At 37.8% G+C, this 15,223-nt stretch carries 12 protein-coding genes; 4 read left to right on the top strand and 8 right to left on the bottom strand.

Features of this window, described 5'->3' with window-relative positions; genetic code table 11:
• Positions 1 to 96 precede the first annotated feature (96 nt).
• The 4 genes from mfd to GFH32_RS16645 are packed head-to-tail and all read right to left on the bottom strand — an operon-like array spanning position 97 to position 5,516.
• On the bottom strand, positions 97 to 3,432 hold the full coding sequence (gene mfd, locus GFH32_RS16660; protein ID WP_153512670.1) for a transcription-repair coupling factor: 3,336 nt from the start codon (positions 3,430 to 3,432) through the stop codon (positions 97 to 99).
• A 41-nt stretch (positions 3,433 to 3,473) separates the two neighbouring features.
• Complete coding sequence (locus GFH32_RS16655; protein WP_153512669.1) at positions 3,474 to 4,025, bottom strand: hypothetical protein; 552 nt, start codon at positions 4,023 to 4,025, stop codon at positions 3,474 to 3,476.
• Between the two features lie 23 nt (positions 4,026 to 4,048).
• Positions 4,049 to 4,726, bottom strand: coding sequence for a hypothetical protein (locus tag GFH32_RS16650; RefSeq protein WP_153512668.1), 678 nt, complete (start codon positions 4,724 to 4,726; stop codon positions 4,049 to 4,051).
• The gene (locus tag GFH32_RS16645) at positions 4,707 to 5,516 is read right to left on the bottom strand and encodes a metallophosphoesterase family protein (protein WP_153512667.1); all 810 of its coding nucleotides are present in this window, start codon (positions 5,514 to 5,516) and stop codon (positions 4,707 to 4,709) included. Before GFH32_RS16645 ends, GFH32_RS16650 begins: the two co-directional genes overlap by 20 nt.
• Positions 5,517 to 5,750: 234 nt before the next feature.
• Here GFH32_RS16645 and GFH32_RS16640 point away from each other — a divergent pair, with 234 nt between their 5' ends.
• Positions 5,751 to 6,611 (top strand): helix-turn-helix transcriptional regulator, encoded by an 861-nt coding sequence (locus GFH32_RS16640; RefSeq protein WP_153512666.1) that lies wholly within the window; start codon positions 5,751 to 5,753, stop codon positions 6,609 to 6,611.
• Positions 6,602 to 7,045 (top strand): DUF983 domain-containing protein, encoded by a 444-nt coding sequence (locus tag GFH32_RS16635; RefSeq protein WP_228384160.1) that lies wholly within the window; start codon positions 6,602 to 6,604, stop codon positions 7,043 to 7,045. Before GFH32_RS16640 ends, GFH32_RS16635 begins: the two co-directional genes overlap by 10 nt.
• 349 nt (positions 7,046 to 7,394) lie before the next feature.
• On the opposite strand, the gene galE is transcribed toward GFH32_RS16635, so the two are convergent.
• Positions 7,395 to 8,423, bottom strand: a complete 1,029-nt coding sequence (galE, locus tag GFH32_RS16630; protein ID WP_153512665.1) for a UDP-glucose 4-epimerase GalE — start codon at positions 8,421 to 8,423, stop codon at positions 7,395 to 7,397.
• A 29-nt stretch (positions 8,424 to 8,452) separates the two neighbouring features.
• Positions 8,453 to 9,406: a UDP-glucuronic acid decarboxylase family protein gene (locus tag GFH32_RS16625; RefSeq protein WP_153512664.1), complete on the bottom strand. Its 954-nt coding sequence runs from the start codon at positions 9,404 to 9,406 to the stop codon at positions 8,453 to 8,455.
• Positions 9,407 to 9,464: 58 nt separating this feature from the next.
• On the opposite strand from GFH32_RS16625, the gene GFH32_RS16620 reads away from it, so the two are divergent.
• Complete coding sequence (locus GFH32_RS16620) at positions 9,465 to 10,709, top strand: 3-deoxy-D-manno-octulosonic acid transferase (RefSeq protein WP_153512663.1); 1,245 nt, start codon at positions 9,465 to 9,467, stop codon at positions 10,707 to 10,709.
• A 94-nt stretch (positions 10,710 to 10,803) separates the two neighbouring features.
• On the opposite strand, the gene GFH32_RS16615 is transcribed toward GFH32_RS16620, so the two are convergent.
• Positions 10,804 to 12,252 (bottom strand): glyceraldehyde-3-phosphate dehydrogenase, encoded by a 1,449-nt coding sequence (locus tag GFH32_RS16615; RefSeq protein ID WP_153512662.1) that lies wholly within the window; start codon positions 12,250 to 12,252, stop codon positions 10,804 to 10,806.
• 164 nt (positions 12,253 to 12,416) lie between these two features.
• Positions 12,417 to 13,544 carry a radical SAM family heme chaperone HemW gene (gene hemW, locus GFH32_RS16610; protein ID WP_153512661.1) on the bottom strand — a complete coding sequence of 376 codons (1,128 nt, stop codon included), beginning with the start codon at positions 13,542 to 13,544 and terminating at the stop codon, positions 12,417 to 12,419.
• Between the two features lie 438 nt (positions 13,545 to 13,982).
• On the opposite strand from hemW, the gene GFH32_RS16605 reads away from it, so the two are divergent.
• Entirely contained in the window at positions 13,983 to 15,107 is a 1,125-nt protein-coding gene (locus tag GFH32_RS16605; protein ID WP_153512660.1) for a Fic family protein, read from the top strand.
• The last annotated feature ends 116 nt before the right edge of the window (positions 15,108 to 15,223 follow it).

Below are 15,223 nucleotides of genomic sequence, written 5' to 3'. Positions count from 1 at the left end.
TCCCAATCGAGAAAACTCGGCGGAAAGATATACGCAGCAATTAAGTTCAGTTTGGGCTATTTTAAATTTTTATACAATACCGCGATTAAGCCTTAACTATTTTATTTCTGAAAGTAAATGAATGGCATATTCGATGCTATTGACATTGCTAATAGCGATGCGTAACTGCCCTTTCACTTCTTTTAGATTACTAATGCTAGCATGGTTTTGAACAAAAGTTAATACTTTTCCAAACTGTTCAGATTGATAGTAACTAGATTTGGTATTGCTAACGAAGAAGCCTTTTAACGTTTCTTTCTTATAAGAAATTTTCTCAAGACCTATTTCTTTCCCTAGCCATTGCAATCGTAGGGTGTTGAAAAGCTCAAATACTGGCGCAGGAATTGGACCAAATCGATCAATCATTTCTTTCTCAAATACTTGAAGTTCGCCTTCGTTCTTCAACTTCGCAATATCATTATACAAGTTATAACGTTCGGATATGTTTGTCACATATTCATCAGGTATAAGGACTTCCAAGTCGGTGTCAATTTGCGTAAAGGATACATATTTTCGGTCTTTATCATCTGCAAACAATTCTCCAAATTCATCATCCTTCAACTCTTGAACGGCCTCATCGAGAATCTTGTTATACATTTCGAAACCAATCTCGGCAATAAAACCAGATTGCTCAGCACCTAATAAATTACCAGATCCTCTAATATCCAAATCGCGCATTGCTACATTGAAACCCGAACCCAATTCTGCAAACTCTTCAATAGCCGAAAGTCGCTTATATGCTTCGTTTGTTAATGTCGATAAAGGAGGGCTCAGCAAATAGCAGAATGCTTTCTTATTTGAACGGCCCACACGACCACGCATTTGGTGTAAATCGCTCAAGCCAAACATGTGTGCTTGATTAATGATAATCGTATTTGCATTCGGTATATCTAATCCAGCTTCAATAATTGTAGTCGCAATTAATACATCGTACTCGTGGTTGATGAACTTCAACATAACGTCTTCGAGTTCATCTCCTTCGAGCTGCCCATGAGCGATACCAACGCGAGCGCCAGGAACCAACTTACGAATAAGTAGTCCCAATTGCGGTAAATCTGCAACCCGGTTATGGATAAAGAATACTTGACCTGCACGGTCAATCTCATAGCTCACAGACTCCTTAATCAGTTCCTCGTTGAAAACATGCAATTCAGTCTGAACTGGTTGTCTGTTGGGTGGAGGAGTTGATATAATACTTAAATCTCGAGCACCCATTAAAGAGAAATGTAAAGTCCTAGGGATTGGTGTTGCGGTTAAAGTTAATGAGTCAACGTTTGCGCGCATAACCTTTAATTTCTCTTTAACAGAAACACCGAACTTTTGTTCCTCATCGATAATCATCAAACCTAGATCTTTAAACTTGACATCTTTACTCACTAGTCGATGTGTGCCGATAATAATATCAATCTTTCCTTCCTCTAGTCGTTTTAAGGTATCTTTAATCTGTTTTGAAGACTTGAATCGGTTGATATAGTCGATGTTCGCTGGTAGTCCTTTGATTCGTTCAGAAAAGGTTCTAAAGTGCTGCAAAGCCAAAATAGTTGTTGGTACCAATACAGCAACTTGTTTGCTGTCAGCAACAGCCTTAAATGCCGCTCGAATGGCAACTTCGGTTTTACCGAATCCTACATCACCACAGACAAGACGGTCCATAGGGTGTGGTGATTCCATGTCCTTCTTGACATCGTTGGTCGCCTTTTCTTGATCTGGAGTATCTTCATAAATGAATGATGCCTCCAATTCACGTTGTAAGTAAGTGTCTGGGCTAAAGGCATTACCCGTTTGCGCTTTACGCTTGGCATATAAAAGAATGAGGTCGCGGGCAATATCTTTAACCTTTTTCTTCGTTGTTTTCTTTAGTTTCTCCCAAGTGTCCGTCCCTAATTTATTCATCTTAGGCACTGTGCCTTCTTTACCCGAATATTTCGAGATGCGGTTTAGCGAGTTTATGTTTACATATAATAAGTCACTATCGGCATACATTAGGCGGATCATCTCTTGGGTTTTCCCATTGACATCCACTTTCTCCAAGCCGGCATATTTACCAACTCCATGGTCGATATGTGTAATGTAATCACCAGGCTTTAACTCACTAAGTTCTTTTAGCGTGATTGCTTGCGAACGCTCATAACCTTTACGACGTTTATATTTGTAGTAACGATCAAAAATTTGATGATCTGTATAACAAGCTAATTTTCGTTCGTCATCACGAAATCCCTCCCGAAGTGCTTTATATATTGGAGTGAAGGTAATGCTCTTATCCAGATCATCGAGAATGGCATAGATTCGCTCGATTTGTTTCGTCGAATCCGAGAATATCAAATTCTTAATCGCATGCTTCTCATTTTCATGGAAATTATGAATCAACAAATTAAAGTCTTTGTTGAAAGATGGCTGTGGATGTATATCGAAACTTAACGTCAGGTCTGGTTTGTAATAGAATTGTTTTCCAAATTCGATTACAGCAAATTCAAAGAGCATTGCTGCGAAATTCTTCTCATCTGTAAACGTAAAACGCGGGTCAATCCAATCGGGATTGCGCTTTAAATCTTGTTCAGATAGTGCTTTCCAGAATTTAGAACTGTTGCTGTAGCCCTCTTTAATGATCTCCAAAGTGTACTGCACATCTTTAATCCAAACCAGCGCATTTTTATCGATATACTCCAGTAATGATATATGATTTGCAGAAAGAAACTTTGCTTGTACATTCGGAACGATAGTTACTGTATGAATCTTGCTGACCGATAATTGCGACTCAATGTCAAAAGTTCGAATACTTTCAATTTCGTCGCCAAAAAATTCAATACGATAGGGTAAATCGTTTGAAAACGAAAAGATATCTACGATTCCTCCACGAATAGCAAATTGTCCAGGTTCATAGACGAAATCTACACGCTCAAAATCATACTCGTAGAGAAATTCATTAATGAAATCTATACTGAGTTTTATATTCTGGGTAATCTCGAGTGTGTTTTTCTCTAGGTCCTGTTTATTGATCACCTTCTCACAAATTGCGTCCGGATAGGTGACAACAATACGCGGCAGTTCCGAGTTGTGGTTCAGTGAACTGAGCGTCTCAGCACGCTGTAGTACATGTGCACTATCTAGTAGACTGATATCGAAAGCCTTTTTGTAGGATGATGGAAAAAATAATATTTGTTTATCAAACAAGCTTTCAAGGTCGCTCAAAAAGAAAGAGGCATCTTCATGATTTGGAAGGATGAAGACATTCATTCTTTTCTCCTCGGTATAAAGCGCCGCTGCGAGCATCGCGTCGGAGGAACCAATTAATCCTTTAAGTTGAATCTTCGGATTACGCGCTTGAATTCTTTCCTTTAGGGAATTTACTTGTTCAGATTGTCTATATTTTTCTAAGAGGTCTTGGACGTTCACTGTGCGAGTATTTTTCCAAAGTTACAAAAATTTAAATAGTGCTAAGAGAGGGTTAATCGGTGTTCTTGAGCGAAGGATAGCACATAATCCATCTGATTTTGAAGGTCGAACTGATGATCTTCATGCAATTTGTCGAACGCGGTTAAGAGATTTTTCATGCGTCCTTGAATATATTTATGAAGCTTGAGCGCTGGAGCCAATGCAGAAGGTTCAAAAAGACGTGGAAAACGTGTAAAAGCTTCCTCCAAGATAATTAACCTACATTCAACAACGCTAAGTTTATCTTTTGTGATCTTTTCATGCTCATTTACAATTCCTGATTCATGACGCAAAAAGGCATGCAGTTGCCTGTAGTTATGATACATTGGAAGGTTCTTAATCGTCGCCTGCGAAACATCAAAATCCCCATCTAATTTAGCTTTAAGCTCTGTAATCCGATCTTCTAAGTCAACTTCATCTTCTAATAACTCAAAGTGAAGCTGCTTTATAAGCATCTTATCCTTATTGATTAGGCGGATGAGCAACTTATCTTTCTCTTTTTGGGAGAGATTAAGAACAGCCTCTTTCAGGGTTTCATCTTTGTATAATGACATTTCTAAAAATACATTTTTTTTCGCTAACGTCGTCGAATTTGAAGCTTTAACCCCAGAGAAAGGCCTAAATAGTCTTTTCCTTTTAAATATGAATTTTGGATTCTACTGATTAACATCAAATCATTGGTATGTAAATCATAATAGAATTTGATCCCTTCAAAGTAGGCATTGTCTGATGGTATTTTATATTCAAATTCTTGCCCTAGGAATATATTGAAACGGAGTTTAGGGGAAAATGTGTAATATTTTTTTGGATATTTATCTGGGGCGTCGAACCAGAATTGATTACCTACGATCGTATTGAGATACAATCCCGTTCTTAAAGGATTATAAGAAAAATGCTTATTCAAGGGAATAGACCACGGTGTGTAGGCTTGTCTTAGCGTAAAGGTGATCTTCGCACGATCCGTATCATACCGAGGAACGAAACCTGTTAGAAACTCTGTCGACCATTGATTTTTGCGGCCATAGTCCCATCCTGCACCAAGAGAGACAAGACCAATTGATCCTGCAATTTGCGTTTGATAATTCGAAGGAACTAAGGAAAAACTAGCTTTTTTTAGTAGTCTTTTATGTTTGATAGTCACTTCCGAACTATCGATATGGGTGCTGTCAGTGGTTGTAGCATAACTGGCAATAGAAAAAAATAAGCAAGCGACAATTGAAGTTAGGTATCGGCAATTAAAATGAAATAATTTCATGGGTATAGCTGTTCTGAGTAACGGTGAAAAGGAGGAATTGACGTTTGCCTATGTTTGGCGTACCATAGTAATAGATGCCATCTTTGAAGATATCTTCATTTTGATAGCGGTGGTCATGACCATGATTCCCATAAAGTAAATTTGGAAATTGCTTGATGCTGTATTGGAAGACTTCGTTTACATTATTGTTAAATTGTTCTGAGGTTGGCTTCGCATGCATTACGAAAACAGTCTGATTAAATTCGTCTTTCCTGGCTTCTCTTTCAGATTGTATATAGGAAAAGTCGGGGATTGGGCTTGAATAATCGGATTCTAAGGCATTTGTATTTAAGCATACAAATTTCGTTCGACCAGCAATGAAACTAAAGTTAAGCGGTCCGAATACAATGCGAAAGATATCCTCACCATTGGCTAAGACGTCATGATTCCCGATCAGTGCAACATATGGTTGATGTAGTTTTTCGAGGATATCACGTTGAATCAGGAATTCCTTTGTTAAACCAAAATCCGATAGGTCGCCAGCGTGTATGATGAAATCTAAGTCATCTCGATTGTTGGCAAAGTCCACGAAATCGTCTAGTTCATCATACCATCGCTGTGAATCACTAATAAGCGCATAGCGAATAGTATCTTGATTTTTTAGGTCCCTTTCAATTTTCTCGATGTTGGTTTGATTGATATTTCTTTTTCCTTTAATGTCGCCATCATAGGGATGTACGTCAAACAAATCACAACTGCTTAGCAGCATTAATCCAATAATTATTGTTAAAAAGGGTCCTATTTTACTCATGTTTTGACTATTTGAACGCGAAAGTAAAATAATATAAATAAAGGAGCGCTTTAAATGCTGAAAATTACGCGAATATGATAGATGAATATCAGTTTTAAAGGTAATACAGAATGCACTGAGCTTAATATATCCTGGTACTATTCGTTTCCTGATTTATGCGTATAGATAAAAAGTACCACTAAGTAGTGTTTTTATACCATAGCTAGTGGTACTTATTGTTTACTTTTGTACAGTATGGCAAAAATACCTGTAATAGAGCAATGTACGGTTTCGTATAAAGAGGATAAGCATCTCCTGGCGGATCAACTTGATGTCTATTTGGTAAATAATCGTAATCTGGTTTTTCCACACAGACATAATTTTTACCATTTAGTGCTTTTTTTACAAGGTGGCGGTTCTCACGAGATTGATTTTAAAACATATTCCGTATCAATTGGTCAAGTTTATTGTATGGGGCCCGGTCAAGTTCACTCTTGGATGTTCGAGGGTGATATGCAAGGGTATATCGTAAATTTTGATATTGATTACTTCAAATCCCTATTACTTCGATCGGATTATATAGAAAATTTATCAATATTCTCTAGCCTGAATGAATCCGTTTTCTCATTGACAGAGGAGACTTTGAAGCAAGTTATTCCGCTATTTGAGCAGCTGGTCGGCCTGAAGAACAGTCCCTCGGAAGATGATTTAAAAAGGACCCTCTTGCTGTATATTTTATTGAAACTGGAACAGGATTATCGTCCTAGCTTTCCAACAAAAGCGATGGATTATCAAATGTTACTGATAAAAAACTTTATCGCACTTGTTGATTTGCGATACAAAGACTTACATCTACCTAAGGAGTATGCAGAGCTTCTATTTGTGACTCCGAATCACTTAAATGGAGTTTGCAAGGAGTATTTAGGACTACAGGCTGGAGAAGTTATACGTAATCGAATACATTTAGAGGCAAGACGTTTATTAATTTTGCCTGACTGGACAATATCACAGGTGGCGTATGAGCTGCAATTTAGCGATAACTCATATTTCACCAAATTCTTTAAAAAAGTCGAAGGTATTACACCTGAAGAATTTAGGAAATCACAATGGAAGTAAATGCAAAAATGGATACGAATTATCAAATCCCCTCAGAGATAAAAAGTGCAGTCGATGGCAAGTGTCCTCGATGCCGAACAGGAAAGATGTTTGCAGCTCCTTTACTGAGCTTCAAATCTCAAAAAATGAACGTCAAATGCCCAGCCTGCGATTTAAAGTTCGAAAAAGAGCCGGGCTACTTTTATGTCGCTATGTATATTAGTTATGCCATGAGTGTGGCTGAACTGATAGCCTCTTGCGTCGCAACATACGTTCTTACCGGAAATATGGAAAGCCCGTGGCTTTATGTAATTGTAGCATTATCGGCAACATTGATCTTTGCACCTTTTAACAATCGCTACTCGCGAATTATCCTTTTGTATTGGATGACGCCTCAGTTCAAGTTCAATCCAAAGATTTACCAAGAGGTCAAAGATTTCGATAAAAAGAATTAGAAAATAACAAATAGCCAAGAAAGAGGGATCCTATCAGGGAACCCTTTTTTTTGTGTCTTATCTAAGCTAAATCTTTTTCAAAACTAGATCTTGTTCGATTCTTGTTCGATACAAGTTCGAATCAGTAACCATCTGGCTCGGTTCAAGTAGGCGTTTGATAGGGAAGTGATAGGGAGGTGAAAGGGAAGTAGAACAATCGAGATCCTTTGGGATTATCACGATGTTCAAATCGGAATTATTATAAAAAAAAGGCGGCCAAGTATGATGTCTTGACAGCCTTTTTATTGTCGTAATACTGAACTTGAGCTTTCAAATTACTCGTATATTACTTTCTAACTATGTTTATTTTTTATTGGATTGGGTTTTCACTCAGGTTTTTTTCCCAAGCCCAAGCTGAAGCCATCATTTCTTCGATTCCTAATTCTGCTTTCCATCCCAATTGCTCTGCAGATTTGGTGACATCACCCCATACTTTAATAATATCTCCCTCACGACGTGGACCGATTACGTAATTTAACTTTTGTCCAGAAGCGTTTTCAAAAGCTGCAATTGCTTCCAATACCGAATACCCGTTTCCAGTTCCGACGTTGAATACATCATAGTTACCGTTTGGATTTCCTTTTTCTAGGAGTTTAATCGCAGCAACGTGTGCCTTTGCAAGATCAACTACATGGATGTAATCGCGAACAGCAGATCCATCTGGAGTGTCGTAGTCGTTACCAAATACCGTTAACTTTTCGCGCTTTCCGATTGCCGTTTGCGTAATGAAAGGCAATAGGTTTTGTGGAACGCCAATCGGCAATTCACCAATAAGTGCAGAGCTATGCGCACCCACTGGGTTAAAGTAACGTAAAGCGATAACCTGATAGTTGTCGTATGCAGACGCTGATTCTTCTAAAATCTCCTCAGCGATTTGCTTTGTATTTCCGTAAGGCGAAGTTGCGCGTTTTACCGGAGCTGCCTCATTAACGGGTAGTACGTCTGGCTCTCCGTAAACGGTACAACTTGAAGAGAATACAAAGTTGATAGGTTTTTGACGATATGCTTCTAACAAATTTATTAATGAGTAGAAGTTATTATGGTAATATTTCAATGGATCTTGCACAGATTCACCTACTGCTTTGGAAGCTGCGAAGTGTATGATACCCTTAATGTCAGGATTAGAAGCAACAAATTCATTTACTTTAGTGCTATCACAAAGGTCGAACTGGTGAAACTCTGGTTTTACACCAATGATTTTTTCGATCTGACCTAAAATCTTGATGTTTGAATTCGAAAGGTTGTCAATTAATACGGGTGTGTATCCTGCATTATGCAATTCTACTACGGTGTGAGATCCAATAAATCCTGTTCCGCCGGTTACTAATATTTTACTCATAAGTTGTATAATATGCTATGTGTTTTCTGCTAATTGTTAAACATTGACTTGTAGTACGCTATCGTTTTTTCTAATCCCTCACGTCGGCTAATTTTGGGTTCCCATTTTAGTAATTCTTTAGCCTTTCGTATATCTGGACGACGTTGTTTCGGATCGTCGATCGGTAAATCTTCGTATATAATGCTCGATTTGCTGTCTGTTAGTTGGATAATTTCATGAGCCATATCTAGCAAGGTCATCTCATCGGGATTGCCAATGTTTACTGGCAATGGATAGTCGCTAAACAGAAGCTTACAAATTCCTTCAATTTGGTCAGTGACATAACAAAAGGAGCGCGTTTGTAAACCGTTTCCAAAGACCGTTAAATCTTTATTCTGTAAAGCTTGGGAAATGAATGTGGGTAGTGCTCGACCATCATGTAAGCGCATTCGAGGTCCAAACGTATTGAAGATACGAGCAATTCTAGTTTCCAACTGATGGGTGTTATGGTAGGCCATTGTGATGGCTTCTTGGAAACGTTTTGCTTCGTCGTAGACTCCTCTGGGTCCTACAGGGTTCACATTGCCCCAATACTCTTCCGGCTGCGGAGAAACTAATGGATCGCCATATACTTCAGAAGTCGAAGCAACTAAAATTCTCGCTTTCTTACTTTTGGCTAAGCCTAATAGATTATGTGTGCCGAGTGAGCCAACTTTTAAAGTCTGAATTGGTATCTTTAAGTAATCTACAGGACTTGCAGGTGAAGCAAAGTGAAGGATGTAGTGTAATTCCCCAGGTACATGGACAAACTTACTAACATCATGATGGTAGAATTCGAAGTTCGGAAGATGAAATAGATGTTCGATATTTTTGATATCCCCCGTAATCAAATTATCCATGCCAATTACATGAAATTCCTCTTTGATAAAGTGGTCGCATAGGTGAGAACCTAAGAATCCTGCCGCACCAGTTATTAATATTCGTTTGGGCTTCTCTTCTCGCACAATGGTGAATTTGAAAAGGTTTAATATCTTTGACGAAGATAATCATTATTTTAACATTATGCGTTTACTTTACGATCTGGGCATCTTTCTATATGGGGTTTTGCTGCGTCTGATAGCCCCATTTCATGCGAAGGCGAAGTTTTGGGTGCAGGGTCGAAAAGGCTTAATGAAAAAAATCAGTCAAACGGTTGATTCCAATCAAAAACACATTTGGTTTCACTTTGCGTCGCTCGGAGAATTTGAGCAAGGAAGATCGGTTATGGAACAGATCAAACAACGCTATCCAAAAGAAAAAATTATTGTAACTTTTTTTTCGCCCTCAGGCTATGAGATACGTAAAAACACGGGTTTGGCGGATTATGTGTTTTATTTGCCAGAAGATACAAAGCGCCATGCGAATCAGTTTCTCGACGCTATCAATCCGAAGTTAGCCATTTTTACGAAATACGAGTATTGGTTTCATTACTTTGATCAATTGGAAAAGCGCGGCGTTCGCTTACTGATGATTTCGGCGATTTTCCGTGAAGATCAATTGTTTTTTAAACGTTACGGAGGTTTCTATCGCAATCTTTTAAAGAAGGTTTCTTTCTTCTTTACACAAAATATGGAAAGTGTCCATATGTTGAAATGGATTGGCATTACTAAAGCTGGACTGGCCGGCGATACCCGATTTGATCGAGTTGTTGAACTTCCTAAAACACATAAATCTGTTGATGCTGTTGAGTCCTTTGTCGCTGGGCAACAGGTATTGGTGGCTGGAAGTACATGGCCGGCGGATGAGGAATTGTTGAAGGGTTTGCTAGCGAATCATTCGAAATGGAAAGCTGTCTTAGCTCCACATGAAATACATGAGGATCATCTGAAGCAATTGGAAAAGACATTTCCAAGCGCATTGCGGTTTTCCAAATTTTCATCCTATAGTCTTGAACAGATATCGAAAGAACAAGTGTTGATTATTGATAATATCGGGATGTTATCTTCGCTTTATTTCTACGGTCAAATAGCCTACATCGGTGGCGGATTTGGTGCAGGGATTCACAATACCTTAGAGGCAGCTACTTACGGTATGCCCGTAATATTTGGGCCTAAGTATGAGAAGTTCCAGGAGGCAATGGATTTAGTAGAACTTGGTTCAGGTTTTCCTATCAGTACGCAGGAAGAATTAAATCAGATTTTTGGAGCGTTGCAAGATGTCAATAAATTATCGATTGCTGGTGCTTCGGCTAAAAAATATGTAAACACACGTTCTGGCGCTACGCAGATTATAATGAAATACTTGGAAACGGAGAAGTTGATTGGTTAAGTTCTATCAATCGAATCTAATTTCGAGATCGAAAAATAAAAAAGGGATTGTTGTTCAACAATCCCTTTTTTGTGCCATACTAATGCGTTATGGTTTAGTAATAACAGTATCTTTTTACTCCTGCGATATGTCTAGCAAGGCGCATCACTTGGTGCGTATAACCATACTCATTGTCATACCATACGTAAATTACTACGTTCTTACCATCAGGTGACACAATCGTAGCTGGCGTATCGACGACAGATGCTGCTGTTGTGCCCACAATATCGGAGGAAACGAGTTCTTTGTTATTTGAATATTGAATCTGTTCTACTAATTCACCTTCTAATGCTGCTTTTTTCAAAAGGCCATTTATTTCTTCGACTGTCGTAATTGAAGAAAGCTCTAGATTTAGAATAGCTAAAGATCCATTAGGTACAGGTACACGAATGGCGTTTGAAGTTAGTTTTCCGGCTAATGAGGGTAACACTTTAGCGACAGCGGTTCCGGCTCCAGTTTCTGTAATCACCATATTTAAGGCTGCAGCACGTCCTCTTCTTTCTTTTTTATGGAAGTTATCGACTAGATTCTGGTCATTGGTATAGGAGTGAATTGTTTCAATATGTCCCTTGACGATTCCAATTCTTTTTTGAAGAACTGCAAGTACAGGTGCTATCGCATTTGTCGTACAGGACGCCGCGGAGAAAATATTATCCTTCTTGCGATCCGCATCAAATTCGTTGACACCGTACACAATGTTAGGAACGCCTTTACCTGGGGCCGTTAATAAAACTTGGCTAACGCCCTTAGATGATAAATGTCTTGAAAGCTCATCTCGATCGCGGAATGCCCCTGTATTATCAATTACTAAGGCTTCTTTGATGTCGTATTGCGAATAGTCAATTTCTTCGGGTGTTTTAGCTGAAATAATGTAAACGGGAACTCCATTAACGATCAGCGCTCCTTTTTCTACATCCACTTCAACTTGGCCTTCAAAATCACCATGAATGGAGTCTTGACGTAATAAACTGGCTCTTTTTTCCAAAGTTTTAGCATCGAGCTGATCTCTGGTAACGATCGCTCTTAGGCGTAATTGTCGTCCTCCTCCAGCTTTGCTAATCAGCTCACGCGCTAACAGTCTTCCAATTCGACCAAAACCGTAAAGAATGACATCTCTAGGTTCGAAAGTTTCATGTTGGTGCGCTGGGGCGAGTTCTTTTGAAATGAATTCGAAAAGGTCTTCAGATTGAATACTTTGCTTACGAACTTCGAGCGCTAGTTTTCCAATATCTATCCTCGAAGGCGTTAGTTCTAGACCTTGAATGATTTCAGCAATTTGGAGCGTTTCATCAATGCTAATTTCTTTTTCGGCAAGCTCTTTTGTTTTCTGATGCAGATTAAGGATGAAGCTGACCCGTCGATCAATTAATTGATTGCGGAATAATACAAGTTCAATGGATTGATTGAACCATAGGTCGCTAACGACTTGGATAAGCTTGACGCAAGCGTTCTGCTTCAATTTGTAACTTTTGATTTGAGACTCAAAAGTAGACGATTGTACCATAACAATTATAATAGATTATTTAGGTCCAAAATTAGGAATTATAATGCTGCTAATCAGTCTCCTGTTAGAGATTTAGGGAATTGCTAATGAATGAAAGTTAAACTATTTTATTTCCTAAGGATTCTCGCTAATTTTTGACATAAAGCTAATGCTGTAAGCTAAAATTATGAAACAATAAATAGATCAGATGCGATCTGGTCAGCAAGAAGTTTGCCTGCGTCTGTTAATACGAGATAGCGTTCTTCTTTTAGGGTAAGCTCCTGATTTGACAAATAGATTTTTGCTTCTTTTGTCAAATAGGATAGGTAGTCACTGTCGAAATTGTTTTTGATAAACTCATAATCTACCCCCCATTTCGTCCTTAACGATGTCATCACATATTCGTTAAAACGGTTGTCTGTACTCAACTCTTCGGTTTCTAGGGCTAGTTCATTTTTGAATAGCGCTTTGATGTAATTTGCATTGTTTGCAATATTCCATGATCGAGAATGTCCATTAAAAGAGTGTGCGGAAGGACCAATTCCCATATAGTGTTTACCTTTCCAATAATTGCTATTGTGTATAGCATGTTTACCCGGCTTTGCAAAATTGGAGATTTCGTATTGCTCGTATCCTTTTGTTGTAAGAAAGTCAATGAGCATCAGCATTTGCTCGGCACTCTGCGACTCATTCATTGGTGCTGTTTTTCCCTTGGAAATCATATGCTGTAGGGCGGTCTTCTTCTCTACAGTCATCGCATAGGATGATATGTGTGGTATTTCGAAGTCAACTAATTGCTGCATATTCGCTGTCCACTTTTGATCGGTGAGTAGGGGATATCCATAGATCAAATCGCAAGTTATGTTTTCAAATCCAGCATCCTGAACACGCATAATCGCCGATTTTGCTTCTTCTGCATTATGTGCACGATTCATCCAACGTAAATCTTCTTCGTAAAAGGATTGGATACCTATAGAAAATCGATTAATAGGCGTTTGTCTTAAGGCGTTCACTTGCTGCTGATTTAGATCATCTGGATTGGCCTCTAGCGTTATTTCCGCTTGCGGATTGATTTCAAAGAGTTCACTAACTTTCCCTATCAAGCGCGCTATTTCATCAGCAGTAAGTACGGAAGGAGTGCCTCCACCAAAGTAGATTGAATCGATTGCTTTGTTCTCTAAATAATTTGAACGGAGCTCAAGTTCCTTATGCATCGCCTGAAGCATTTCCTCTTTGTACTGCATGGAAGTGCTGAAATGGAAGTCACAGTAGTAACATGCTTGTTTACAGAAAGGAATATGGAAGTAGATCATGGATGCCCGCTCAGTTGTTATGAGGCAAAGGTAAGGTTATTTAGCAGATAGATTTGCTATAAATTTATTTGAACGTAGTTCGTTAGATAATCAAAAACCACAGAAGCTGATAGGAAAAGATATTTGATTTAAATTTATGAGCATCAAACTCCTTAGTTAGTCAAAAACTATCGATAGTGATTAGCAAACCCATTTGTTATAAATTTATACACATCAAACCCTCTAGATAATCAAAAACTATAAAAAATGATTAACAAATCTGTTTCGTATAAATTTATGTACATGAAACCCCTTAGGCAATCAAAAAATAGCAAAATTGATTAATAAACCTATTTAGCATAAATTTTTGCACAACAAACCTGTTAGATAATCAAAAACAACCAAATATGATTGACAATTGATTTTGATTTGTATATTTGTTAATTAATAATTGTACAAATGAAGTCTATTAATTTCGATGAATCAGTTTCATATCATTATGATAAGTTTCCTCCACAAAATATTGATTTAAATATTTTTATTAGTGAATTGTTAGGAGCGACAGCAGCATTTGCAAGATATGATCAAGTTTTAAAGAACATGCATAATAGCGAGATTTTGTTAGCGCCATTGAGAAATCAAGAAGCAGTCATTTCTTCTCGTATGGAAGGCACTGTGAGTACAATGGATGAGATTTTAAAATATCAAGCTGACGAAATTAACGACCCAAATAGTATTAATTCGTATAGAGGAGATGTATTGGAAACTTTATTATATCAAAGATCATTAATTAATGCACAAAAGGCATTGGAAGATGGTTATAAGATCTCTTCAAGTACTGTAAAAAAAATTCATCAACAATTATTGTCTTTTGGTAGAGGTGCAAATAAATCTCCAGGGCAATTTAAGTCAGAGCAGAATTATTTAGCTGATAAGGTAAAGCAGAAGATACTATTTACACCTATTTCTCCAGAAAGATTAGAAGAAGGGTTGGAGATTCTTTTTGACTATCTAAATAATTCCAATGATTTGCCATTGATTAAAACAGCATTAATGCACTTAGAATTTGAGGCTCTTCATCCTTTCAAGGATGGTAATGGAAGAATAGGACGAATGCTAATTACCTTGTATTTATGGTCAGATGGACTCATAACTGCTCCTCATTTTTATATAAGTGAGTATTTTGAAGAAAATAAAGATGAATACATTGACACGATGAGATCAGTTTCGTCAAATGGAAATTGGGAAGAATGGTGTAAATTCTTTTTTAAAGGAATAGAAGAGCAAGCGAATAGAAATCTTGAAATAGCAGAATCAATAACTGAATTGTATGAAAATATGAAAACAGTTTTTTCAGATTTGCTATCTTCGAAATATTGTATAATAGCTTTAGATTATATATTCACTAACCCAATATTTAGAAATAGTAATTTTACATCAAAAAGCGGTATTCCTCCTGCAACGGCACAGCGTTTTACAAGAACGTTGGCTGAAAACAATCTTATAGAAATAATAGAAGAAGCATCAGGCCGAAGACCAGCTTTATATTCTTTTGAACCTCTAATGAAACTTGTTCGTGTTTAAATTGCAATCCAAATGTCAAAAAGAATAGAAAATTCTATGTTTTCTATTTGTTACTTGTAAAATTTAACTGCTTGATTTTTAGAGTAATTACACGTTCTGGGTGCTCGCTTAGTTGT

The organism is Sphingobacteruim zhuxiongii (assembly GCF_009557615.1).
GTDB lineage: Bacteria > Bacteroidota > Bacteroidia > Sphingobacteriales > Sphingobacteriaceae > Sphingobacterium > Sphingobacterium zhuxiongii.
Note: the sequence above shows the minus strand (reverse complement) of the source record. Positions and strands in the feature narration are given on the sequence as shown.